Genomic DNA, 25611 nt, shown 5'->3' on the forward strand with positions numbered 1-25611 from the left:
GGGGGGGGAGATTTTCTTTGATTTACAACAACTTGCAGATAAAAAGATTGATTTGATCCTGCACCCTTCGTCCTTCAATTACCGCGACATCTCCAAAGGGGCGGACTTTTCGGATAATGATTTTGTCCGCCATTTTGAAACGCTGGTGGAGGGGCGGTACTATATCTCCAACGCGTGGACAAAGATTGTCAGGCGGGAAATAATCATCAAAAACAATCTGTTTTTCCCAAAAGGATACATTCACGAGGATTTCCCGTACAGTTTGCAATTGGCGCGTTTTATCAAGACTTTTGCCTTTTACGATAACCCTTTTTACCAGTACCGCGTTCTCGGCGGCTCTATCAGCCACAACATCAAATACAAAAATTTCAGCGATGTGCTGACGCATCTCGACCGGGGTGTGGATTTTTTAGTCGAAAACAAAAATTCCCCCATCTACGGCGGTTTGCAAAAATTTGTCTTCGACAATATCGGCTATCTGAGGTCTATATTGGTAAGGCTTTATTTTTCCAAAAACATTATCGTCATCTACCGGAAATATTTTTCATTTAAAGAAAAATGCAGAAAGATATTCGGCGCGAAGGCAATCCGTCCGGTTTTTATCGGGAAGGCGGCATTCATCATAGGATTGCCGGTATTGCGCCTGCTCGTACCGCCTATGCTGTATCCGGCAATCAAGGCTTTTTATCAGAAATTTTTTTCGGAATAAGCTTCCGGAAAACCCCGAATCGGAAGCGGGCGGGAAGAAACAGCCGCCCCGCCGGCGGGTTTGCGGCAATGCCGTCTGAAGCCGCGAATCCGGCTTCAGACGGCATCTGTTTACCAAAAAGCAAATAATCAGGTTTGGCAAAAAAACAGATTTGCCTTTTGGTAAATACAGGACTACAATCCGCTACATCCGATTTCTACAAAGGATAAAACGATGACCGACACAGCCGGCTTGCGCCGCCGCAACCTGCGGCAATGGATAGCGGAACACTACGGCGGACTGCAAAACCGTTTTGCCGAAGCCGTTGCCCTCAACACAGGCGAACTCTCCGCCCTGTTGAAAAACAAATCCTTCGGCGAGAAAAAAGCCCGCAAAATCGAACAGGCGGCAAAAATGCCCGCCTTCTGGCTCGATACCGAACACACCGACAGCCCGACCGAACACACAGGAAAACACGCCATGTCCCATATTTCCACCATTCCCGAAATCCTCGCCGACATCAAAGCCGGCAAAATGGTCATCATCACCGATGCCGAAGACCGCGAAAACGAAGGCGACCTGCTGATGGCGGCGCAATTCGTTACCCCCGAAGCCGTCAACTTTATGATTAAAAACGCGCGCGGCTTGGTCTGCCTGCCGATGGCTGGCGAAATGGTCGAAAAACTCGGCCTGCCCATGATGACCCAGAAAAACGGCGCGCAATACGGTACCAACTTTACCGTCTCCATCGAAGCCGCACACGGCATTACCACCGGCATTTCCGCCGCCGACCGCGCACTGACTATTCAAACCGCCGTTTCACCGACCGCCAAACCCGAAGACATCGTCCAACCCGGTCATATCTTCCCGCTTCGCGCCCAAAAAGGCGGCGTACTCGTCCGCGCCGGACACACCGAAGCCGGCGTCGATCTTGCGCAAATGAACGGGCTTATCCCCGCCGCCGTCATCTGTGAAATCATCAACGACGACGGCACCATGGCGCGTATGCCCGAGCTGATGAAATTTGCCGAAGAACACAACCTTAAAATCGGCACCATTGCCGACCTCATCGAATACCGCAGCCGCACCGAAAGCCTGCTCGAAGACATGGGCAATTCGCCTGTACAAACCCCGTGGGGCGAGTTCCAACAACACGTTTACGTGGACAAGCTCTCCGGCGAAACCCACCTTGCCCTCGTTAAAGGCACACCCTCTGACGACGCAGAAACCCTCGTCCGCGTCCACGAACCCTTCAGCGTCATGGACTTCATCCAAGCCAACCCGCGTCATTCATGGTCGCTGCCCAAAGCACTCGAGCGCATCCAACAAGCCGAAAGCGGCGTAGTCATCCTTCTGCATCGCACCGAAGACGGTGCCACCCTGCTCGACCGCACCCTGCCCAAAGGCGCAAACCAAGCCTACAAATGGGACAGCAAAAGCTATGGCATCGGCGCGCAAATCCTCGCCGGCCTCAACGTCAAAAAACTGCGCGTCCTCGGGCAACCCTCATCTTTCACCGGTCTGACCGGATTCGGTTTGGAAGTCGTCGGTTTTGAAGAAGCGGAAAACAGATAAACCGCCCGTCCTATCAAAAGGTCGTCTGAAATCCGAATTCCGGTTTTCAGACGACCTTTTGCTATAAATTACCTGATTCGACCAGAACCTCCATAAAAGTCATTATTATAGTTTATTCTAAATAAAAATAATAATATAATAAATTAAGAATAATTTAAGAGTAATTTTTATTGCATTAAAAAATAGAAATGTAACATAATACTCACCATCAAGAATGAATCCTCTCCTCCTGATATTTTATTTAACCCTAAAACAAAAGGATATAATTATGCCTAATAGCTTTATCGACCGCCGCACAGAAATATACAACCAACGAAATCAAAATAAGATTACGTTGAGTTTACGTTTATCCATTAAAGATGATTTGATTTTGCAAGAGCTTGCCGATGCTTGGGAAACAACCCGCCAAGATATCATCAATGATTTAATTCAAGAATTCATTATTCAAGACTGGGAGAACAAACGAATGATTGACAAACAAAAAGAAGAAGAATTTGATAATTCAACTACAACACGATATTTCTTATTAAATACTAATAGTGCCAACGACCTGGAAGACCATAATTTTATGATGACAAACCAAGTAGCTGCTGCATTTGAAGATGGCTACAAAGAAAAAATCTGTCGGATTAAAAAAGGAGACTATGTATTCCTATACGCCTCCGGACAAGGAATTGTTGCATATGGTCAAGCAACAGGAATCATAGAGAAAACTCATCATTACGGCGTTGATAATAAAACATTTTTTCAGAAGCTAGAACATTTTATCGATTTAAGTCAAAATCCAATCAAAGCAAAACAGGTTAAATCCATTTTGGGACGTTCTTTTCCTTTTGCCCAAACATTATCTCAGATTACTGATGGGGGAAAACTGTTGGAGAATCTCAAATAAGACAAAGTAAGGCTACAAGTATCCTGTAAAATGGCAGTTAAATTTTAAAAGGCCGTCTGAAAATTTTCAGACGGCCTTTTAAGTTTGTTATCCAATTAAAAAACAGCAAATATAAAAAAGCTGATACACCTTTCCGATGTATCGGCTTTTGCCATCTGCCCAACGCTTAATTATTGCCGGGCAGTTCTTTTTCACTCAATGGCTCGATGTGCCAAATATCACGGCAGTAGTCGGCGATGGAGCGGTCGGATGAGAAAAAGCCCATATTGGCAATGTTGATCAAGGCTGATTTGCGCCACGCGGAGGTGTTGCGGTAGTGTCCGTCCGCTTTGTATTGCGTGTCGATGTAGCTGCGGAAATCCGCCATCAGTTGATAGAAATCGCCGTACGGCTGCAACACGTCTTTGTAGCGGCCCGGCTCTTCCGGCGAGAACGCGCCTTGGCTGATTTGGTTGACGACGCGGCGCAGGTCGCTGTCGCGCTCGATATAGCCCAAGGGGTCGTAACCGTTGCGGCGGATTTCTTCGACTTGTTCGACGGTGTTTCCGAAGATATAGCAGTTGTCCGCGCCGACTTTTTCCAAAATTTCGACGTTCGCGCCGTCCAGCGTACCCATACAGATTGCGCCGTTGAGGGCAAATTTCATATTGCCGGTGCCGGATGCTTCCGTACCCGCCAGTGAGATTTGTTCGTGCAAATCGGCGGCGGGGATGATGATTTGTGCGAGGCTGACGCTGTAATTCGGGATGAACACGACTTTAATCAGGTCGCGGATGCGTTCGTCGTTGTTGATGACGCGTGCCACATCGTTAATCAGGCGGATGATTTTTTTCGCCATATAGTAGGCGGATGCGGCTTTGCCGGCAAAGATGAACACGCGCGGCTGCCAATCGTAATCGGGGTTTTCCAAGATTTTATTGTAGCGGTCCACGATGTGCATCACGTTCAAAGCTTGGCGTTTGTACTCGTGGATACGTTTGATTTGGATGTCGAAAAGCGCGTCGGTGCTGACTTTGATACCCAGCTCGGTTTCGATGTATTTGGCGAGGCGTTCTTTGGCGGCTTTTTTCACTGCGCCGAATTCCGCCTGCACGGCGGCATCGTCCGCCGTGCCGTTGAGCTTGGTCAGCTTGTCCAAATGCAAACGCCAGTCGTCTCCGCCCAAATGTTTGTCGAGGAACTTGGTCAACTCGGGGTTGGCGATGTTGATCCAGCGGCGCGGGGTTACGCCGTTGGTTACGTTGGTAAAGCGTTCGGGGAACACTTTGGCGAAATCCGCAAAAATGGTGTTGACCATCAGGTCGGAGTGGATTTTTGCCACGCCGTTGACCTTGTGCGAACCGATGACGGCAAGCCAACCCATACGCACGCGGCGGCCGTGGGTTTCGTCGATGATGGAGACGCGGCGGACAAAGTCTTCACCAAAACCCTGTTCCTGTACGCTGCTGAGGAAGCGGGCGTTGATTTCAAAGACGATGTCCAGATGTCGGGGCAGCAGGCGCGCCATCAGCTCGACCGGCCAGGTTTCCAAGGCTTCGCTCATCAGCGTGTGGTTGGTGTAGGAGAAGATTTTGCAGCACATTTCCCATGCTTTTGTCCATTCGATACCCTCTTCGTCGATCAAGATGCGCATCAGCTCGGGAATGGCAAGCACGGGATGGGTGTCGTTCAGGTGGATGGCGGCTTTGTCGGCAAGGTTTTCAACGCTCGGGAAACGGCATTTGTGGCGTGCGACGATGTCTTGAACCGAGGCGGAAACAAGGAAATATTCCTGTTTCAGGCGCAGCTCTCTGCCGCTGTCGGTAGAATCGTTCGGATAGAGGACGCGGGAGATGTTTTCGTCGCTGTTTTGCGCGCGGACGGCAGAGGCATAGTCGCCCTTGTTGAAGTCGGCAAGGTTGAACAGTTTGCCGGCGTGCGCCGTCCACAAGCGCAACGGGTTGGCACATTCGCCGCCGTAGCCCGGGATGATTTCGTCGTATGCCATCGCGGAGATTTCTTCTTCGGGCAGCCATTCTTTTTTGCCGCCCATATTCAGAAGCTGACCGCCGAAACGGACGGAATACTGTTTGTTCGGACGGGCAAACTGCCAAGCCAAATCCTGATCCAGCCACAAATCGGGTTTTTCGACCTGCTGTCCGTCCGCGATTTCCTGTTTGAACATACCGTATTGGTAGCGGATGCCGTAGCCCATTGCCGGAATCCGCAAAGTGGCGAGCGAATCCAAGAAGCAGGCGGCAAGGCGGCCCAAACCGCCGTTACCCAAACCCGGGTCTTGTTCTTGTTCGCAAACGTCGGCGAACGCTTTGCCCAGTTGTTTGAACGCCTCCTCAAATTCGGCGTAAACGCCTTCGTTGATCAGGGCGTTGACAAATGCGCGGCCGAGCAGGAATTCCATAGACAGGTAGTAAACCATACGCTTCCCGTTTTCGATGTGGGCGCGGCGGGTTTTCAGGAAGTCTTCGGCAATCAGGTCGCGTGCGGCAAGCATCGCGGCGTTGAGCCATTGGTGTTCGTTGGCATCTTTGGGGTCTGCGCCCAAGATGAAAATCAGCTTATAGACGATTGCCTTGCGGATGGTCTCGGCATCCGGCTTGGGCATGACGTAGTCGAAACCGGAAATGGGAAGTTTTTGAGCCATGTGAAACAGCCTTTCTCTGCGGGGTGATTGAAAAATAGGTTTCCGTATGCCGTCTGAAGGGTAGCCGGTTCAGACGGCATTTCTTTTATTTATGTTCGGACGGGTCATGCTTCCTGCTTCAAAACCCAAATGCCCATATGTCCGGCGGCAAACCGATTTTCAGAAGCATTGTAATTAAATTTCTCTGATGGTACGCAAGAAACCTGCCACCGTCCTTGAGGCAGGTTAAAAAACTGCCGATTACGCGCACCGTTGACCAACAGCAGCCATTGTCCGTCAAGCAGAACCTGCATCGATTTCGCCGTCCTGTCGTGCCAGTTTTCATGATTCATCGGCACTCCGTCGGCATTCAGCCAGCGCACCCTGCCCTCCGTCCACCAGACGTTTTCGTTCAAAATGCCGATCTCCCGGCGCAGGGCAATCAGCGATTTCGTGTAATCCTGCAACATTTCGTCCGCGTCCTGCCAGTCGAGCCACGCAATCGGGTTGTCTTGGCAATAGGCATTGTTGTTGCCCTGCTGGCTGTTGCCGAACTCGTCGCCACCAAGCAGCATCGGGATACCGTTGGAAAGGAACAGCGAGGCAAGCAGTGCTTTGGCGGTGTATTCGCGGCTTTGCCGTATGTCCGCGTTGCCGGCCGCGCCTTCGATGCCGTGGTTGTAGCTGATGTTGCCGTTGTGTCCGTCGCGGTTGCCCTCGCCGTTGGCATCGTTGTGTTTTTCGTTGTAACTGACCAAGTCGCGCAAGGTGAAGCCGTCGTGTGCGGCAATGAAGTTGAGGCTTGCCGAGGGCTTGCGTCCGCCGTGGCGGAACAGGTCGGACGAGCCTGCCAGACGTTCGGCAAACGCGCCCAAATTGCCGTTCTCCCATACCCAAAATGCGCGCATATCGTCGCGGAAACGTCCGTTCCATTCGGCAAACGGCGGCGGAAACTGCCCCAAACGGTAGCCGTCGCCGCCGATGTCCCACGCTTCGGCAATCAGTTTCACATCTGCCAGCACAGGGTCTTGGTAAAGCGTTTGGAAAAAATGCCCGTCCGTTCGGAAATCCGGCCCGCGTCCCAAAACTGTTCCCAAGTCGAAGCGGAAACCGTCTATATGGAAGTGTTCCGCCCAATAGCGCAGGCTGTCCGCAGCCCAACGTGCCACATCGCGGTCGGCAATACGCAGCGTGTTGCCGCAGCCCGACCAGTTTTCATAACCGCCGTGCGGCTTGTGCCAATACCAGCGCGCATTGTCGATACCGCGCTGGCACAGCATCGCGCCGGTTTCGTCCTGTTCGGCGGTATGGTTGTACACCACGTCCAAAATCACTTCCAAACCTGCCGCGTGCAGCGATTTGACCGCCTGTTTCAACTCCGCCGCAGCCTGTTCCACCTCCGCCGCATAGGACGGTTCGACTGCGAAATGGGCGCAAGTGTTGTAACCCCAATAGTTCGACAGCCCCGCCTGCTGCAAATGGTATTCGTCAAGATGCTGCTGAACTGGCAGCAGCTCGAGCGTGGTAACGCCCAAATCCTTCAAATAGGCAATCACGCGCGTATCGGACAGGGCGCGGTATGTTCCGGCGTGTGCCAAATCGGGAAACTGTTTGGTCAGCCCCTTGACGTGCGCCTCGTAAATCACGGTTTGCGCCAAAGGGACGCGCGGACGGCGGTCGCCGCCCCAGTCGAAACCGTCATCGCCACGCACCATGCTTTTGGGCGCGAACGCCGCGTTGTCGCGCCCGTCCTCCGGCCTGAACCATGCCATCTCTTCCGCATTGCGGAAACCCGGTTTGCCGTCGGTCTGCCGCGCATACGGATCGAGCAGCAGCTTTTGCGGATTGAAACAGGATTCCGCCTCCGCGTCCGCCCTGCCGTACACGCGGTAGCCGTAACGCTGCCCCGCGCCGATTCCGCGCACAAAGCCGTAAAACACCGTGCCTTCGTGCGAAGGCAGCACCAAGCGCGTTTCCCTGTTTCCATCATCAAACAGGCACAGTTCCACTTTTTCGGCATTGCCTGAAAACAAGGCGAAATTGACCCCGCCGTCCATCGGCACCGCCCCCATCGGATAAGGAAATCCGCTTTCGATAACATATTTTTCGGCAACCATAAAACCGTTCCAAAAATAAAATAATCAAATGACTCAGCCCGATACAACGGATAAAGCCCCGATGCCGTCTGAAGCGGGCTTTCCCTCCTTCAGACGGCATCTCAAACTTCAAAACCCGATTCATCGTGCGGTGCTTTATGTGCCGTCCTGTGTGTTGAAGCATCTAAACGCCGACGCGCCACACCGCCTTCAGACGGCATCGCCGCCCTTCCCTGCAAACGGACGGCAGCGGCGGATCGTTAAAACCCGGTCTGAAAAATAAGCGGTGGCGCAAAAGCCGTTTCAGCCGCCGCAAAGCCCGTGCCGACGAACCCCGAATCGTTCCGCAACCGGCACGGCAAGGGCGGCACGCCTTCAGACGGCATCCCGAGGCTCGAAATGCCGTCTGAACGCTTTTGCGGCAGGCAGTCAAGATAGAACAAAACACCAAGTCGGCAAAGTCCGCCGCGCCTGTCAAACAACACGGCAGGAAGCCGCCCTGCCCCAATCCGCCCTATCCCTTGGGCAATGCCTCTTCATCCAGCGATTTGAGCCACGCCAGTTTTTCGCCGATTTTGATTTCCAGTCCGCGCGGGACGGGTTGGTAGAAGTCCGGTTCGTCCAAACCGTCGGGCATATAGTTTTCGCCGGCGGCGTAGGCGTTCGGCTCGTCGTGGGCGTAGCGGTATTCGCGTCCGTAGCCCAATTCCTTCATCAGCTTGGTCGGGGCGTTGCGAAGATGGACAGGCACTTCGTCGCTACTGTTTTCTGCAACAAATCGGCGCATTTGTTTATACGCTTTGTAGCCCGCGTTGGATTTCGCGGCGGCGGCAAGATACAATACCGCTTGCGCCAAAGCCAGTTCGCCTTCGGGCGAGCCTAAGCGTTCAAATGTTGCGGCGGCATCGTTGGCAATTTGGAAGGCGCGCGGGTCGGCAAGCCCGATGTCTTCCCAAGCGATACGCACGATGCGGCGGGCGAGATAGCGCGGGTCGATGCCGCCGTCGAGCATACGGCAAAACCAATACAGCGCGGCGTTTGGATGCGAACCGCGCACGGATTTGTGCAGTGCGGAGATTTGGTTGTAGAAACTCTCGCCGCCTTTGTCGAAACGGTGGATTTGCGCCCCGAGACCGTCGGCGAGAAATTCGGCGGTTAAGGTTTTCAGACGGCGCGTGTCGGCGGAGCGTAACAGTTGTTCCAACAAATTCAACAATCTGCGCGCATCGCCGTCGGCGGTATTCACGAGTAATTCTTGCGCATCGGCTTCAATCGTGAAAGCTTGGTATTCGGGCAAAGCCAACACTTTGGCAATCAGCTTTTTGAGGTCGTCTGAAGACAAGGGCTGCAAAACATACACCTGTGCGCGGCTCAGCAGCGCGGGATTCACTTCAAACGACGGATTTTCCGTCGTCGCACCGATAAAGGTCAGCAAACCGCTTTCGACATAAGGCAAAAACGCGTCCTGCTGCGCCTTGTTGAAGCGGTGGACTTCGTCGACAAACAAAATCGTCGCCCTCCCCTGCTGCAAGGCAATTTCAGCTTTCTCGATTGCCTCGCGTATGTCTTTCACGCCGGAAAATACGGCGGAAACCGGCAGAAACTGGGCATTGAAACTCTGCGCCAAAATCCGCGCCAACGTCGTCTTGCCCACGCCCGGCGGCCCCCACAGCAACATAGAATGCGGCTTACCGCCTTCTACCGCCACGCGCAAAGGTTTACCTTCGCCGATGAGGTGTTCCTGCCCCACCACGTCGTCAAGCGTATGCGGACGCAATCGTTCGGCAAGCGGCGCGTCGGGTTCTCGGACAAACAAATCGGTCATAACGGCTCCGTCAACAGGTTTTCAAACAATATGATTATACGGCAGGGAAAGGCGGCGTGCCGCATACGGATACCGCCCCGCCGTTTGCCTTAAGCCGATATTAGGCGCATACTGGAAAAGACGAGAGACTTCACACAATATATCCGGCACGGAGACCGATTCCGCACCGGCATAACAATACCCAAATCAGAGTTTCAATTAACCATTAAGGAGAACTCGATGAAACAAAATAGAAAATTTGCTTTATCTACCATTGCTTTGTTGATTCAATCGGCATTATGTTTTGAGGCAGAAGCCCATGAATATACTAATATTCAAGAGATGGAATGGGTGTCTTTATTTTCTGATCCGCAAAGAGACGATGATAGTCTTATAACCCTTAAAGATGAAAAAATCACTGTAAAAAACTATATTGTGCCTTGGTGGAAAAAAGGTGAAAACTTTAGAAAATTAGAACTTATTACCACCGGTAAAAATGATAATGGAAATTTAACGGTAAAGGGAAGTTACGGTATTCTTTCTTATGCAGACAAAGAGCTAGAATACAAACCGGAGCTATTGCTTAAAAGCAATAATGACATTCTATTTAAAAATAATCTCCAATCTGTTGAAATTAATCCTTATTCTAATGATGTCAAGTTAGAAGCCGAAGGAAAAATAGACTTTAATCTAGATATTGCCGAGAAAGCACTCACCCAACAAGGACAGGAATTTCTTGTTAATGATAAATCTTTAATTAAATATCTCAACTACACCACAGACGGTACTAAAGGCTCATTATCTCTAACCTCCAAATTAGGCAACCACCTTAATTTAAATGCAAAAATACACAAAGGTATTCACCATAGTGGTATTGTCAATTATTTAAACACAAATGTTAATTTAACAGCGACAGAGGGAGATAATGTTATTTCACTTAACGGTCAATTAATGGATAACATTACCGATTCAAATAATTTTACATCTTCAAGTTATTTAAGCGGGATTGAAACAGCCTTTAAATCGCATACCAATTTAACAGGTGAAAATAATAGAATTTCTATCACCACTAAAGGGGGGGGGGGCTAGGCTTAGGTAAGCGTAATCCAACTGATGCTAGCCCTTACTCAGATCACACTACAGGTATTTTTGTTAATAATCAACCGAGTAATTTAACCGATCCAACTATTGATAAGTTTAGCTCTGTAAGTTTAAAAGCGACCAAAGGCAATAATGAAGTAGATATAAACGTAAGAAACCACTCTTCTGTAAAAGGAATTATTGCCACTCATAATTCAAAAGCAACTCTTGAAGCAGAAGAAGGTAATAATATCATTAAGGTAAAAAATCCGGATTTAAACACACCTATTGAAAGAGCTGAAGGCGAACACTACAGAACAGGTATTCAATCATCAACCGACAGTCAAGTCACCTTGACTGCCAAAAATAATATTGTGGAAGTGGGCGGTAATCCTATGTATGAAGAGGGTTTACAAGTTTCTGCCAACTCTTCTGTTACAGCAACAGCAAAAGAAAATAATGAAATTACGGTTGAAAACGCAGCTTATAACAGCGATGGATTGGCTACTTTAATCCCCCAAGCTAATGACCGCCCTTCATTAACCAATGATGGCAATAAAATTATCTTAGAGGCAGGTAAAGATAATATCATTACCATGAAAGCCACCGATGCAGATATGGATTATCTTGAAAATTCTGCTGTGTTAAAGGAAACCGATCATTATAAAGGTAAAAAAGGCTCAAATGGCATACTTAGTGCAGGAGATAAGTCTTTAGTTAAATTGACGGGTAAAAATAATTATATTCTCACTGAATTAAGCGATAAAGCGCGAGCTTTTGAACATAATGGCGTGGTATCGCAAGACGGTGCTAAAGTTGGGATTACCGCCAAAGAAGATAATGCTATTGCAGGAGCAAATGATGGGTCTAATGCTCACACTCAAGCCACTGTCACTATTGATGGTAAAAACAATACTATTTTAGCCTTTCAAAATGGAATGAAAGCATTTGGTAAAGGTCAACAAACGGTAACTGCCAGCGAAAAAAATGAGATTATTGGTGGTGGAACAGGTGTTTGGACTAGACATGAGGGTAGTCATATTGCTCTGAATGGAAAGGAAAACCAAGTATCTAGTAAATTGGGACTGTATGCTTCTGAAAAAAGTCAGCAAACTTTAAAAGCAGAAGATAAAAACGAAATTAATGGCAGTAATGTTGCTATTTACAGTGATGATTCAACCATTAATTTAGATTCTCAAAAAAGCAATATTGTTAATCTTAATGTTAATTCTAAAGCAGATAAAACTGTTAATATATTTGCCTCAAATAATGGATCAATCTTATTAACTGCAAAAGAAGACAATACGATTAATGCCAAACACGAAGGGATTAAATCAGATAATAAGGCAAGTGTTACTTTAACTGCTGGAAGCAATACTATTAAAGCCTCTGAAACAGGTATTTATTCATTAAACAGTGCTAAAGTAGATGTAAATGGTCAAATTAAACTAAGCTCAAAAATTGCTAATCACGCATCAACCGAAGGTAATATCAAGCTAAATTATGCTGATAAGAGTGAAATTACGGGTGCAACCATCGCAAATGGCGGTAATATTGCGATTAAACCATTAGATTTCTCTACTCACACCATGGCATTAACAGGTGATGTATTATCCGTTAATAAGGGTAAAGTAGAATTAAACCTTACACCAAACAGTCATTTGGTAGGGCGCTTAGATAACTTTGCGAAATTTGATCATCCTGAACATAAAAACTTATTCAATCGATATATTAATGGTCTTGATGCCAAAAGTGCGGGCGAAATTAACCTTAATTTAGCTAAAGACGCATTATGGACGATGACAGGTCAAAGCTGGATGGATAAATTGAGCGGCGAAGGTACGGTTGATTTTGACAGCAACAGCAAAACAAGCGGACGCGCCTTACATATCGGCGAATTGGCGGGTGCCAATAAATTTTTGATGCATCTGAATAAAGACGGCATTCACAGCGATATGCTCTATGTGAAAAAAGGAACGTCCACTCCGCAAGAAGTCGTCGTCAAAAATCTGTCCGAAGTGCTTGACAGTATGAATTACGGCGATCGTTTGCGTTTCGCGACTGTTCGAGAAAATTCAGGTGATGAATTTGTGAACGGCAAAAAATATATTGATGATACACATCTTTTAGAGCAGGCTTTAACGGTTGAATATTCTGACCATAAAACTGACCCAAGCAATAACGAAGATTACAATCGCAGATTTAATGGTGAAACAATGACTGCTGAAAAAGCAGGTAACACAGATGTGGATGCGATGTATGGTAGCGAGCATAGAAAAAATGTCTATTTAGTCAAACAGGCTACCGGCAATCCAAGCCGAAATGGCAAAAATATCAATGATATGTTCGACTCAACCGCACATTATGCGTTCACTTTGGATACTTATACCAAACGCGAAGGGGAGCGTGCTTTTTCAACCTTGGACAAAAAAGAAGGCGATTGGATAAGGCTGACGCACACCCGTTTGATTCAATCCAATGCGTTTAGGTTTCATAACAACGATTTTGAAATCGGATATGACCGCTTCAGCCTCAACGAGCAGGAGAAAAAACGCAAATGGGGCATAAGTTTCGACTACGGCCACGGCAGGACATCATTATGGAATACGTTTGGCAAGGGCAAAATCAGAAAATATGAATTGGCTCTGTACAATACTACCCAATACATAGATAAAGAAGGAGACGAAACAGGGTATATCGACAATGTATTAAAAATAGGAAAACTGCGTAACCGTGTGATTGCACGAAATCATATGGGGCAATTATGGGGCGAGGGAAAATATAGCAACACCCTATTCTCTATCAGCACCGAATACGGCCGCCGTAATTTTTTGGATGACGATAAATTGTGGCGGATTACACCGCAAGTACAGTTGCAATATTCCTATTTGAGAGGTGCGGGCTATCGGCTCGATAACGGCATAAACGTCAACTTAAGCCACGTAAACAGCCTGATAGGCCGTTTGGGTTTGGATGTCGTGAGAAAATTTGACGAAGGCAAAAAACTTTTCTATATCAAAGGCAATATCCTTCATGAATTTTTGGGCAGCCGTTCCTTTAAGGCATTTGAAGGCAACAGCAATTATGCTCAAAAATGGAATACGAGGGGGACTTGGTATTCCGCCGGATTGGGCTACAATGCGCGGACAGGCAAAAAAACGAATGTCTTTGCCGATGCGGAAAAAGAGTTTTCCGGCGGCAAAAAAGGTTCGTACAACATCCGCTTATCCGTTTCCCATCAGTTTGACTGAATGATTGGAACCTTATCGCAACAATGGGTTAAATCTAATTCGAGTCTTTAGGATAAACCACAATGAAATGCCGTCTGAACCGCTTTCAGACGGCATTTTTGCCAATGGGCAAAATGACGGCGGCGGGATTTTTTATTTTCCCGATTGAAGTATAATGTTGCCGGTTTCAACCGGATATTCAAGCGGTTTGCTCCAACACTCGGAACGGCGCATAAAACGCCGCCCCGCGTGTTATCCCGAACAGGGCGGCTAATCAGATCCTATCGCCATAAACGGCGGGGGTTCAACCGAAAAGGAATTGAGATGAATAAAACCTTGTCTATTTTGCCGGCGGTAATCTTACTCGGCGGCTGCGCCGTCGGCGGCGGCAACACATTCGTCAGCTTAGACGGCGGCACAGGTATGGGCGGCAGCATCGTCAAAATGGCGGTAGAAAGCCAATGCCGTGCGGAATTGAACAAACGCAGCGAATGGCGTTTGACCGCGCTGGCGATGAGTGCCGAAAAACAGGCGGAATGGGAAAACAAGATTTGCGGCTGCGCTACCGAAGAAGCACCCAACCAGCTGACCGGCAACGATGTGATGCAGATGCTGAACCAGTCCACGCGCAATCAGGCAATTACCACCGTTACCGCCAAAACGGTTTCTGCCTGCTTCAAACGCCTGTACCGCTAACCTTCTTCAGACGGCATGAGGCAGATGCCGTCTGAATCCGTTTTCCTGCAATTTCGACAGACGAGAAAAGTCATGAGATACATCAGCACGCGCGGCGAAACCGCACACAAACCGTTCAGCGAAGTTTTATTGATGGGGCTTGCACCCGACGGCGGCCTGATGCTGCCGGAACATTATCCGCAAATCGGGCGGGAAGCCTTGGACAAATGGCGCGGTTTGGCTTATCCCGAATTGGCGTTTGAAATTATGCGCTTGTTCGTTACCGATATTCCGGAGGACGATTTGCGCGATATTCTGAACCGTACTTACACGGAAGCGGCGTTCGGTACTAAGGAAATCACCCCCGTCCGCACGCTTTCAGACGGCATCAAAATCCAAGCCTTGTCCAACGGCCCGACGCTGGCGTTCAAAGATATGGCGATGCAGTTTTTGGGCAATGCGTTTGAATATGTTTTAAACAAAGAAGGCAAAAAACTCAATATCTTGGGTGCGACCAGCGGCGATACGGGTTCGGCTGCGGAATATGCCTTGCGCAGCAAAAAAGGCGTGAACGTATTTATGCTGTCGCCCGACGGTAAAATGAGCGCATTCCAACGTGCGCAGATGTACAGCCTGCAAGATGGGAATATCCACAATATCGCCGTGAAGGGGATGTTTGACGACTGTCAGGATATTGTGAAGGCGGTGCAGAACGATGCCGCATTCAAGGAAAAATACCATATCGGTACGGTCAACTCGATCAACTGGGGGCGCATCGTCGCGCAAGTGGTTTATTACTTTGCCGGCTATTTCAAAGCGACGCAAAGCAATGACGAGCAAGTCAGCTTCTGCGTGCCAAGCGGCAACTTCGGCAACGTTTGCGCGGGACACATCGCCAAACAAATGGGACTGCCTGTCCGCCGCCTGATTGTGGCAACCAATGAAAACGATGTGTTGGACGAGTTTTTCAAAACCGGCGCATACCGCCCGCGCAACAGCGCGCATACTTATGTTACCTCCAGCCCGTCGATGGACATTTCCAAAGCGTCCAACTTCGAGCGTTTCGTGTTCGACCTGATGGATCGCGATCCTCAGGAAATCAATACGCTGTGGGCGGAAGTGGCGGCTGGCAAGGGCTTTGACCTGCGGTTTGCCTTGGACAAAGTCGGCGGTAAATACGGTTTTACCTCCGGCAAGTCCACCCACGCCGACCGCCTCGCCACCATCAAACAGGTTTACGAACAAGACCAAGAACTCATCGACCCGCACACTGCCGACGGCGTAAAAGTCGCCCGCGAAGTGCGCGAAGAAGGTGAAACGGTGGTTTGTTTGGAAACCGCGTTGGCGGCGAAATTCGATGCGACCATACGCGAAGCCGTCGGCGATGTCGCCATTCCGCGCCCCGCCGCGCTGGAAGGTTTGGAAAAATTGCCGCAGCGCGTGCAAACCGTGCCGAACAGTGCGGATGCGGTAAAAGGCATCATCGAACAAACCCTTGCCTGATGTTCCGTATGGGCGGCATTCCGTCCGAACTTAAGATTGAAAGAAAATGACCTTACCTATGCAGGAAACCCGTTTTTCCATACTGCTGGACGAATTGGCGGCAAAACAGGAGGCCGCCCTCGCCTCCCACCTGCTTGCCGACGGAACCAAGGTATGGATACGCAAAGCAGGCAGGCACAATGCGCGATGGCGTTACGTGCTGCTCGGTATGGTTGCCCGGTATTTGAAACTGGGGGTGTTGAAACCGGTCCCAAGCCTCGGCGGCGAGCCTGCCATTGCAACCGAATCAAAACGCCTGCACGAATTGCGCGCGGCGGGGATAGCCGTTCCCGAATTGCTCGCCGTCCGGAAAAATGCCCTTATGTTCGGCAATTTGGAAGGTATCCCGCTCGATACGCAAATCCGCCAAGAAGCCAAAGCCGGAAAGGCGGACGCTTGGCTTGCCGGTTTGGAAGCCATTGCACGCGTACATGAAAAACGGCAGTTCCTCAGTCAGGCGTTTGCGCGGAATATGATGTCGGACGGGAAAAACATCAGCTTTTTGGACTTTGAAGACGATCCTTCCGAAGTCCTGTCCCCCGTGCAATGCCAAGCCCGCGATTGGCTCTGCTACATCCATTCGACCGCGCTGATATTGAAAAACGGCGGACTACTGGAGGCGGCTGCGGAAAAATGGGGCGGCGTATTGTCGGGGCAGCCTGCCGAAATACAAAAGCTGATTGCCGCCACCGTCAAACCGATTCTTCCGATACGCAGGCTGGAACACCCCCGCTGGGGACGGGACGCGCTCAGGCTGGCAGCCTCGATTTCCCTGATTTCCCTTGCCGATATGCCGCCGTAAGCCGCCGCCCGCCCAGCGATGCCGTCTGAAGCCCTTCAGACGGCATATAACCAACGCGCATCAAGCATTGTCGCAACCATCCGTTTCGTTTAGAATTTTGGCTTTATCCCGAATCGGGCAGATATTTTCACTCTGCCGCACGTCCCAAATAAACACTATCCATTTCTTTTACCGACAGGAAACCCAAATGGCAGCATTCAATACCCAAAAAGTATTGTCCGTACACCACTGGACAGACGCATATTTCACCTTTACCTGCACTCGCGACGAATCGTTGCGCTTTGAAAACGGACAGTTCGTTATGGTCGGGCTGATGGTGGACGGCAAGCCGCTGATGCGCGCATACAGCGTCGCCTCCGCCAACTGGGAAGAACACCTCGAATTTTTCAGCATTAAAGTCCAAGACGGCCCGCTGACCAGCCGCCTGCAACACCTCAAAGTCGGCGACGACGTGTTAATCAGCAAAAAACCGACCGGAACCTTGGTTGCCGGCGACCTGAATCCAGGCAAACACCTTTACCTGTTGAGCACCGGTACCGGCATCGCCCCTTTCTTGAGCATCACCAAAGACCCCGAAATTTACGAGCAATTTGAAAAAATCATCCTCGTACACGGCGTGCGCTACAAAAAAGATTTGGCGTACTACGACCGCTTTACCAAAGAATTGCCCGAACACGAATACCTCGGCGACTTGGTTAAAGAAAAACTGATTTACTACCCGATTGTTTCCCGCGAAGACTTTGAACACCGCGGCCGCCTGACCGACCTGATGGTGAGCGGCAAACTGTTTGAAGACATCGGCCTGCCCAAAATCAACCCGCAAGATGACCGCGCGATGCTGTGCGGCAGCCCTGCGATGCTGAAAGATACCTGCAAAGTTTTGGACGATTTCGGACTGACCGTCTCTCCGAAAACAGGTGTGCGCGGCGATTACCTGATTGAGCGCGCATTTGTGGATCAATAAGCTGCTTGAAAATGCCGTCTGAACGGCATCAGCGATAAAAAAACCCGAATCCTGCCAATCAGGATTCGGGTTTTTTATAGTGAATTAAATTTAAATCAGGACAAGGCGGCGAGCCGCAGACAGTACAAATAGTACGGCAAGGCGAGCCAACACTGTACCGGTTTAAATTTAATTCACTATATAGTGGGTAAAAATTAGAAATGCACATTTCCGTCATTCACGCGCAGGCGGGAATCCAGACCTATCCGTTAATTAGCATTTGAAAATAAAAGAAAAACCAAGCATATGGGTTCCCACTTGCGGAGGAATCTTCATCGTCTCATTTTTGTTTTCATCAACTTTTCCTAAACTTTCCTGTTTGGGCTGCATAATCAGACTTGACTTTGTTATTTTCCATATTGAGCTTCTCTTAATTTGAAAAAATTAACATAAACATTTAAAAATAAAACAAAATTATATAATAAAAAAAATAATGAGAATATAAAGGATAAAAAGAGAGTTAAGTTATTTAATCGGACTTGTTCTCTATAAATCATAAGACACCAAATAAGCCATAATAAATTTAGTAAATAAAAACTGCTTATACCCAACTTTCTTTTCTTGGAACCTATTATTATTTCAACTCTGGATGAAAAAATAGAATTTAAAAATTTTTTTCTTTGATATATCGTTAATATCTCCCTAGTTTTTCTTAAAAAAAATATAATCATATATATACTACACAACATTGGTAATAAATAAATTAAAAGCGAAAGGTAATTAAATTGATAATTGTAAATTATATAATAAACAACATACGAAGAAAAAATTATTATAGATGATTTGCTATACGAATAAAAAAATATCCTACCTAGCCCGAACCTTCTTATAATTTGTACTATGTGATTATCCATTTCAATATCCATTTAAGCTTTCAATTAATTTTCTATATTTTTCAATGGCATGTATCATGCTGTGCTTGGGAAATATCATCTTGGTTGATGATCAAGCCATGTATGCAAAGATTGGAATATGGTATCTGTCGTGCTAATAATGCCCCCGTTACTGTTATACGTCTAAAGCAACGCTGTCCGTCATTGTTCGGACGGCATTTTTTCAGACGGCATGTCCACCTGCTTGTGAAGCCGCATGGCATTGCCCAATACGACCAGCGAACTGAAGCTCATGCCCAGCGCGGCTATCCACGGTTGGACATAACCCAAAACGGCAAGCGGTACGGCGATGATATTGTACGCGCTCGCCCATATCAGGTTTTGGCTGATAATCTGCTGCGTGCGGCGGGCTTGGGCAAACATATGCGGCACGATGTTCAAATCCTCGTTGAGCAGAACGATGTCCGCACCGTCCCGGGCAATGTCCGTTCCGCCGGCTGCGGCGGCGGATACGTCTGCCTGAGCCAAAACGGGCGCATCGTTGATGCCGTCGCCTATCATCAACACTCTTTTCCCTTCTTTTTGCAAGGCTTTGACGTATTCCAGCTTGTCTTCTGGCATTGCTTGGGCGCGGTAGTGCGTGATACCCAAAGCACAGGCGGTTTCGGCAACGGCGGTTTCGCGGTCGCCGCTGAGGATGTGCAGCGTCAGGTTTTTGCCTGCCAACTTCCGCACCGCCTCCGCCGCGCTGTCTTTGAGCGGGTCTTGCAGGTAGAACACGGCTTGGAAACCGCTCTGGCTGCCGAGGTAAACCGCACTGCCGCCGCCTTCTGTTTGCGGTTCTTTACCTGAAATTTCGGCGACATAGGATGCCCTGCCCAATGCCCAAACCTGTGTTTCGCCGTTGACGGTCAGTTGCGCGCCCACGCCTTCGCCGATGCGGTTGAGGCGTTGTCCGACTTGGATTTCGGGGGCGATGCCGCCTGAAATGCGGCAGTTGAGGATGGCTCGCGCGAGCGGGTGTTCGGACTGCTGTTCCAAACTTTGCGCCACTGCCAGCACTTGGGCTTCGGTCATGCTGCCGAGCAGTTCAATCCGGCGGACAACGGGATTGCCTTGTGTCAGCGTGCCGGTTTTGTCGAAAATGATGTCGGTGGTTTGGGCGAGGGTTTCGAGGGTTTGTTTGCCGCCGATTAAAACGCCTTCGCGCGCCAGCGTACCGGTCGAGGCTGCCAGCGCGGTCGGCGTGGCAAGCGACAGGGCGCAGGGGCAGGTAATGACCAGCAGGGCGACGGTAATCCAAAGCGCGGTGTGCGCGTCGGCGTACAGCGTCCAGCCGATGAAGACGGGGACGGCAAGCAGGAGTTCGCCGAATATGAAAGACGAGGCGTATTGTTCCGCCAACTCGGCAGTGCGCGGTTTTTGCGCCAAGGCACGGTCGAGCAGGCGGACGATGTGCGACAGTCGCGTGCCGCCGCCGGTACGGTCGGTGCGTATAATCAGGGGGCTTTGCGTGTTGAGTGTACCTGCGGTTACTTTTTCAGACGGTATTTTGGCGACGGGCAGGCTCTCGCCGGTCAGCATAGATTCGTCAACCGTGCTTGCGCCTTCCAGCACCGTGCCGTCGACGGGGATGGTCTCGCCCGGTTTGACCATCACGATATCTCCCGCCTTCAATTTGACGACGGCTGCCTCGCAGGTTTCCTGCGTATCGGGGTAATCGGGCATATGATGGCAAAACGCAGGAATCAGCTTGACCAGCCTTTCGGCGGCATCGCCTGCCTTGCGTCGGGCAATGTGTTCCATAAAGCGTCCGCCCAGCAGGAAAAACAGCAGCATGGCGATGGATTCGAAATACATCCCCTGCCCTGCGTTGGTGGCGAGGCTGTAAATGCCGGCGGCAAAGGTCATAATGATGGCGGCGGCAATCGGCGTGTCCATACCGACGCGGCGGTTTTTCAGGTCGCGCAATGCGCCTTGATAAAACGGGACGGCGCAATAGAATACGACGGGCAGCACCATCAGGAAGCCGCCCCAATGGAGGATTTGCAAAAAATCGGGTTCGATGTCGCCGCCGTAAAGGTAGGTCGGCAGCGCGAACATCATCGTCTGCATCATCCCCAGTCCGGCAACGGCGAGGCGGACGATGTATTGTTTGCGTTCTTTTTGGTTGGCGGCTTCGATTTTCTGCGCGTCATAGGGTGCGGCGGTGTAGCCTGTCTGCCGGATTTTCAACAGAATGTCGGAAAGGCGGATTTTGCCGTCGTCCCAGACGACGCGGCAGCGGTGCGTGCTGTAATTGAGGTCGATGCGGACGATGCCGTCTGTACGCAAAAGCTGCTGTTCGATCAGCCAGACGCAGGCGGCGCAGGTGATGCCGCCGAGCATTAAAACCGCCTCGCGCGTGACGCCGTGGGTTTCCACAAAGTCGGACTGGACTTCGGGCAGGTCGTACAGGCGGATTTGGTCGAGGATTTCTTGGGGCGGCAGTTCGGTTTTTTGCGCGTCGGCGGTGCGTTGTTTGTAATAACTGCCCAAGCCCGCGTCAATAATGCTTTGTGCGACTGCCTGACAGCCGGCGCAGCAGGTTTCGCGGTCTTCGCCTTCGTAGCGGACGGTCAGATGCAGGTTTTCGGGAACGTCCAGCCCGCAGTGGAAACAGGTTTTTTTCATGGCATTTCGGTTTCGTCTGTGTTTGGTGCGGCGGCACAATACTCGGCAATGGCTTCGCGCAGTGCGTCTATACCGGTATTTTCAGCAACGGAAATGCGGACGGCGGCAATTTTTCCCGCAGCGTCGCGCCATATGCCCGTGTTTTGTTCTTCAGACGGCAGCAGGTCGGTTTTGTTGTACACCTTGATGCACGGAATATCGCCGGCATGGATTTCTTGCAGTACGTTTTCCACGTCTTCAATCTGCTGTCCGCTGTTCGGGGCGGCAGCATCGACGACGTGCAGCAGCACATCGGCTTGCGCGGTTTCTTCCAGCGTGGCGGAAAATGCCGAAATCAGTTTGTGCGGCAAATCGCTGACGAATCCGACGGTATCGGTCAGGATAATGCTGCATTCGGGACTGATGTACAGCCGCCGCGCCGTGGTGTCGAGTGTGGCGAAAAGCTGGTCTTTCGCATATATGCCCGACTTGGTCAGCCGGTTGAACAGGCTGGATTTGCCGACATTGGTATAGCCGACCAGCGCAAACGTTTTGATTCTGCCCGATTCGCGGGACTTGCGGCGCAGGACGCGCTGTTTTTTGAGGTTGGCAAGCTGTTTTTTCAAGGCATTGATCCGATGGGCGATCAATCGGCGGTCGGTTTCCAGTTTGGTTTCGCCCGGTCCTTTCATGCCGATGCCGCCGCGCTGGCTTTGCAAATGTCCGTAACCGCGTATCAAGCGTCCCGCCAAATGGCTTAATTGTGCCAACTCGACTTGCAGCCTGCCTTCCTGCGTGCGGGCGCGGCGGGCGAAAATCGCCAGAATCAGCCCTACCCTGTCCAATACGCGGCATTGGAAGATTTTTTCCAAATTGCGTTCCTGCGTGGGCGTAAGTTCGTGGTTGAATACGACCAAATCGATGCCGTCTGCGGCAACTGCTTCCGACAGCTCCGCCGCCTTGCCCGTGCCGACAAACAGCGCGGTGTGCGGACGGTCGCGTTTGGTGGTCTCCACAATGACGGGATTGCCGCCTGCCGCTTTGACCAGCTCGACGGCTTCCGCCAATGCCGTCTGAAAACCGTTCAGACGGGCGGCACTGCTGCCCGTACCGTCTTTGTCCAACATTACGCCCACCAGCATGACGCGTTCGGGTTGCGCTTGGGTACTGCCGTTGCGGCCTGTTCTGCCTGTCATGTATTCAATCCTGTAAATAAAGGGTAACGCCGCGTCCCGGGCTGTCTTCTGGGGCAAGCGTGATACGGCTGCCTGTCATTCCGCCAACGCTGAAGACGATGCCGCCCGCTTCGTGCCTTCCTATGGACAGGCGGCTGCCGAGCCGCTGCCGGTAGGTATAACGGGTACACGCGTCCAAACACCAGCGTCCGCGCCAGTGGATGAAATATTTTTCGCCTTTTCTAACCGCAAGCGTCTCGCCGCCGTTTACCTCAAAATAAGGGTAATCGGGTTTTCGGGTTTTAAACTGCCATTTCGCCTGCGCGCGCCGTCCGTTGCGGACATAGTCGAATACCGCCGTATAAAGCGTACCGTATTCCAAAGGCTTGAGCGGGAAAAGGGCGAATTGGTACGCGGTCAGCCTGCCGTTGGGGTCGTTACCGGCGGTTAAAATTTTGACGGGACGGATTTCATTTTTACCCCGATACAGCTTGAAACTTTTCATCGCAATTTTGCCTGCCGCCTCGGAAAAATCAATGCTGGCAGGATTGCCCGTCATTTCATATCCCGGCACGGGGTCGGGACGTTCCCCGTAAAAATAAGGCAGTGCGCCGCTGCCAACCGGATAGGCTGTATAAAGCAACTCTTGTGCGGGCATGACTTCGTCGGTGTACACGACCGCACCGTTGTGGCAGGCGTTGCGGTAATAGTGCCGTCCCGCTTCAGGCTGATTTCTGCCTTGGGCGCAATGCCGCTCAAACCTGCCGTTGCCCTGATTGAATACGACGACGGTTTTACCGTTTTCGCGCACAAATGCCGCTCCTGCCTCATCCGTATGGCGGTCAAGCAGGGAAAGGCGGTGGTAGATTGCGCTCATCAATCCGTCAACCTGGCGTTGCTGCGTGCGGATGTCGCTGTCGGACGATTCGGCGGCTTCCTCTTCCGTGCTGATGTTTTCATGCACGCCGTTGTAGAGATAACCGGCAAGGCGTGTGCGTTCGGTCAGCTTTCGGTCGGTATAGTGAGGATTATCGGGATGATATTCTCCATGTCCGTCTTCGGGATTGAGCGTGAGATAGCGTGCGTGCCTGCGGGCGGAATTTTCCAAAACCGGCGCGTGTGCCAGCTCGTGCAAACCGATTTGTGCGCGGATGCGGTTGAGGTAGTGCAACGCATCGTCCTGCCCCCTGATTTGCGGTGCAGACGGATAGACAAGTTCTCCCACAGGCAGGGATTGGTTTTGGGTATGGTAGAAAACGCCTGCCGCCGAACCCAACAGAAGCAGCCAGATAACAAGGGATTTCATAATGCCGCCCTCCCGACGCGGCAACGGGATATTTCATGAAAACGGCAAACTTGAAAATCACGTTTCCGTTTGCCGATTGCCAAACCGGCAAACCTTTCCCCGTGCCGATGCCGAACCCGATGCCGTCTGAAGGTTCAGACGGCATCGGGTGTTTATTTGTCCGCCCGGACGGGTGCAGGTTCGTATTGTGTCGATTCGTCGCCGTAATACAGCACGCCGAGTTTGATGGGGATGCGTCCCTGCGATTTGCGGTGGGCGTTGGAATCGCGCAAGGAATAGGCGCAGCCGCAATATTCCTGCTGGTAGAAGTTTTCGCGTTTGCTGATTTCGATCATACGCGCGCTGCCGCCGCCTTTTCGCCAGTTGAAATCCCAATAGACCACATCATCATAGGGCGCGGCGGCGCGGTGTCCGCAGTCGTTGATTTGCGCCATATTTTTCCAGCGTGAAATGCCCAAAGAACTGGTAAAGACGGGGAAACCGTGTTCGTGCGCGTATTGTGCGGCTTTTTCAAAACGCATATCGAAACACATCGTACAGCGGATGCCGCGTTCCGGCTCAAACTCCATGCCTTTGGCTTTGGCAAACCATTCTTTGCGGTCGTTTTCGTAATCGTCGTCTTTATCGATGAAGGGGATGCCGAACTTTTCCGCAAAGCGCACGTTTTCCTCTTTTCGGAGCATATATTCTTTGTGCGGATGGATGTTGGGATTGTAAAAATAAATGGTGTAGTCGATGCCGGAGGCAAGCATCGCCTCCATCACTTCGCCGCTGCACGGGGCGCAGCAGGAATGCAGCAGGACTTTTTTATGTCCGCCGGGCGGGACGAGTACAGGGCGGTCGATGTCGGTAACGGTAGGTTTGTTTTGTGTTTCCATTAACTTAACAATATCTGTCGAATACGGTCGAAGCGGCTATTTTATCAGAGCCGCCGCATGTAAAACAGAGTGTCAGGGCATCAGCCCGAGCTGCCTGAACGAACAGACGCTTTGCGCCGTTACGATAAAATGGTCGAGCAGGGAAACATCGACCAGCGACATGGCCTGTGCCAGCCGCCTTGTGAACATGATGTCTTCCTGCGAAGGTTCGGGCGAGCCGCCCGGATGGTTGTGCGCGATAATCAGGCTGTCCGCATACTCGTCCAAAGCCAGTTTGACGATTTCGCGGATGTAAATCGTGTTTTCCGCAACCGTACCGCGCGACAGCTCTCTGACCGCAATCAGTTGGTTTTGGCGGTTCAACAGCAGCGCGACGCTGACTTCGACTTTTTCCTGCCCCAAATGAAAGCGTAAATAATCGGCAACGGTATCGGGATCGGATAAGGTAATTTCTTCTTGCAATTCTTCCGCCAATATCCGTCTCCCGATTTCCCTGACTACGGCGAACTGTGTGAAACTTGCCGTCCCCATACCCTTGTATGCCGACAGTTTGCCGACCTCCGCGCTCATCAGCTTCCCCAAGCTGCCGAACTCCTGCAGCAAATAACGCGCCAAATCGACCGCGCTCATTCCGCGCGTCCCGACGCGCAAAAGGATTGCCAAAAGTTCCGCATCGCTCAACGCCGCCGCCCCGCGTTCCAACAGCTTTTCCCTGGGCCTTTCGCCTTCCGGCCATTGCTTGATGCTCATGTTTTCCCTT

General features: G+C 50.7%; 17 protein-coding genes and 2 pseudogenes. 11 read left to right on the forward strand and 8 right to left on the reverse strand.

Annotated features, from left to right (window positions below):
- The 3 genes from DBY86_RS05455 to DBY86_RS05465 all read left to right on the forward strand — a co-directional run.
- Positions 1-709 (forward strand): glycosyltransferase family protein (locus DBY86_RS05455; RefSeq protein ID WP_234403397.1); only part of this gene is annotated, 709 nt, incomplete at its 5' end.
- Between the two features lie 213 nt (positions 710-922).
- Complete coding sequence (gene ribBA / locus DBY86_RS05460) at positions 923-2263, forward strand: bifunctional 3,4-dihydroxy-2-butanone-4-phosphate synthase/GTP cyclohydrolase II (protein WP_118792603.1); 1341 nt, start codon at positions 923-925, stop codon at positions 2261-2263.
- Positions 2264-2531: 268 nt separating this feature from the next.
- Entirely contained in the window at positions 2532-3155 is a 624-nt protein-coding gene (locus DBY86_RS05465) for a hypothetical protein (RefSeq protein WP_107819215.1), read from the forward strand.
- 166 nt (positions 3156-3321) lie between these two features.
- Here the strand turns inward: DBY86_RS05465 and DBY86_RS05470 are convergent, their stop codons facing one another.
- Both DBY86_RS05470 and glgX read right to left on the reverse strand, forming a co-directional pair.
- Positions 3322-5796 carry a glycogen/starch/alpha-glucan phosphorylase gene (locus DBY86_RS05470; RefSeq protein ID WP_107819216.1) on the reverse strand — a complete coding sequence of 825 codons (2475 nt, stop codon included), beginning with the start codon at positions 5794-5796 and terminating at the stop codon, positions 3322-3324.
- A 104-nt stretch (positions 5797-5900) separates the two neighbouring features.
- Positions 5901-7892, reverse strand: a complete 1992-nt coding sequence (glgX, locus tag DBY86_RS05475; RefSeq protein ID WP_107819217.1) for a glycogen debranching protein GlgX — start codon at positions 7890-7892, stop codon at positions 5901-5903.
- 61 nt (positions 7893-7953) lie between these two features.
- On the opposite strand from glgX, the gene DBY86_RS12950 reads away from it, so the two are divergent.
- Positions 7954-8154, forward strand: coding sequence for a hypothetical protein (locus tag DBY86_RS12950; protein ID WP_153063553.1), 201 nt, complete (start codon positions 7954-7956; stop codon positions 8152-8154).
- A gap of 231 nt (positions 8155-8385) precedes the next feature.
- Here the strand turns inward: DBY86_RS12950 and DBY86_RS05480 are convergent, their stop codons facing one another.
- Positions 8386-9696, reverse strand: coding sequence for a replication-associated recombination protein A (locus DBY86_RS05480; protein WP_107819218.1), 1311 nt, complete (start codon positions 9694-9696; stop codon positions 8386-8388).
- Positions 9697-10017: 321 nt separating this feature from the next.
- Between DBY86_RS05480 and DBY86_RS14110 the strand changes: the two are divergent.
- The 7 genes and pseudogenes from DBY86_RS14110 to DBY86_RS12955 all read left to right on the forward strand — a co-directional run.
- Positions 10018-10374: pseudogene (locus DBY86_RS14110) on the forward strand (hypothetical protein); the annotation flags it as partial.
- Positions 10375-11108: 734 nt separating this feature from the next.
- On the forward strand, positions 11109-14006 hold the full coding sequence (locus tag DBY86_RS05495) for an autotransporter outer membrane beta-barrel domain-containing protein (RefSeq protein ID WP_465119542.1): 2898 nt from the start codon (positions 11109-11111) through the stop codon (positions 14004-14006).
- 303 nt (positions 14007-14309) lie between these two features.
- On the forward strand, positions 14310-14681 hold the full coding sequence (locus tag DBY86_RS05500; RefSeq protein ID WP_107819219.1) for a hypothetical protein: 372 nt from the start codon (positions 14310-14312) through the stop codon (positions 14679-14681).
- A 72-nt stretch (positions 14682-14753) separates the two neighbouring features.
- A complete protein-coding gene (thrC, locus tag DBY86_RS05505; protein WP_107819335.1) occupies positions 14754-16163 on the forward strand; it encodes a threonine synthase in 1410 nt (469 codons plus the stop codon).
- 46 nt (positions 16164-16209) lie between these two features.
- Positions 16210-17004 carry a hypothetical protein gene (locus tag DBY86_RS05510; protein ID WP_107819220.1) on the forward strand — a complete coding sequence of 265 codons (795 nt, stop codon included), beginning with the start codon at positions 16210-16212 and terminating at the stop codon, positions 17002-17004.
- Positions 17005-17191: 187 nt separating this feature from the next.
- Positions 17192-17968: a ferredoxin--NADP reductase gene (locus DBY86_RS05515; RefSeq protein WP_003714053.1), complete on the forward strand. Its 777-nt coding sequence runs from the start codon at positions 17192-17194 to the stop codon at positions 17966-17968.
- A 75-nt stretch (positions 17969-18043) separates the two neighbouring features.
- A pseudogene (locus tag DBY86_RS12955) lies at positions 18044-18150 on the forward strand (IS5/IS1182 family transposase); the annotation flags it as partial.
- 891 nt (positions 18151-19041) lie between these two features.
- Here the strand turns inward: DBY86_RS12955 and DBY86_RS05525 are convergent.
- The 5 genes from DBY86_RS05525 to radC all read right to left on the reverse strand — a co-directional run bounded on the left by DBY86_RS05525 (position 19042) and on the right by radC (position 25601).
- Entirely contained in the window at positions 19042-21513 is a 2472-nt protein-coding gene (locus tag DBY86_RS05525; protein WP_107819221.1) for a heavy metal translocating P-type ATPase, read from the reverse strand.
- Complete coding sequence (hflX, locus tag DBY86_RS05530; protein WP_107819222.1) at positions 21510-22688, reverse strand: GTPase HflX; 1179 nt, start codon at positions 22686-22688, stop codon at positions 21510-21512. The genes DBY86_RS05525 and hflX overlap by 4 nt, the downstream gene beginning before the upstream one ends.
- 4 nt (positions 22689-22692) lie before the next feature.
- The gene (locus tag DBY86_RS05535; protein ID WP_107819223.1) at positions 22693-23973 is read right to left on the reverse strand and encodes a CAP domain-containing protein; all 1281 of its coding nucleotides are present in this window, start codon (positions 23971-23973) and stop codon (positions 22693-22695) included.
- A 152-nt stretch (positions 23974-24125) separates the two neighbouring features.
- Entirely contained in the window at positions 24126-24851 is a 726-nt protein-coding gene (locus DBY86_RS05540; protein ID WP_107819224.1) for an epoxyqueuosine reductase QueH, read from the reverse strand.
- A 72-nt stretch (positions 24852-24923) separates the two neighbouring features.
- Positions 24924-25601: a RadC family protein gene (radC, locus tag DBY86_RS05545; RefSeq protein ID WP_107819225.1), complete on the reverse strand. Its 678-nt coding sequence runs from the start codon at positions 25599-25601 to the stop codon at positions 24924-24926.
- Between the last annotated feature and the right edge of the window lie 10 nt (positions 25602-25611).

Source organism: Neisseria bergeri (genome assembly GCA_003044455.1).
Classification (GTDB): Bacteria; Pseudomonadota; Gammaproteobacteria; order Burkholderiales; family Neisseriaceae; genus Neisseria; species Neisseria bergeri.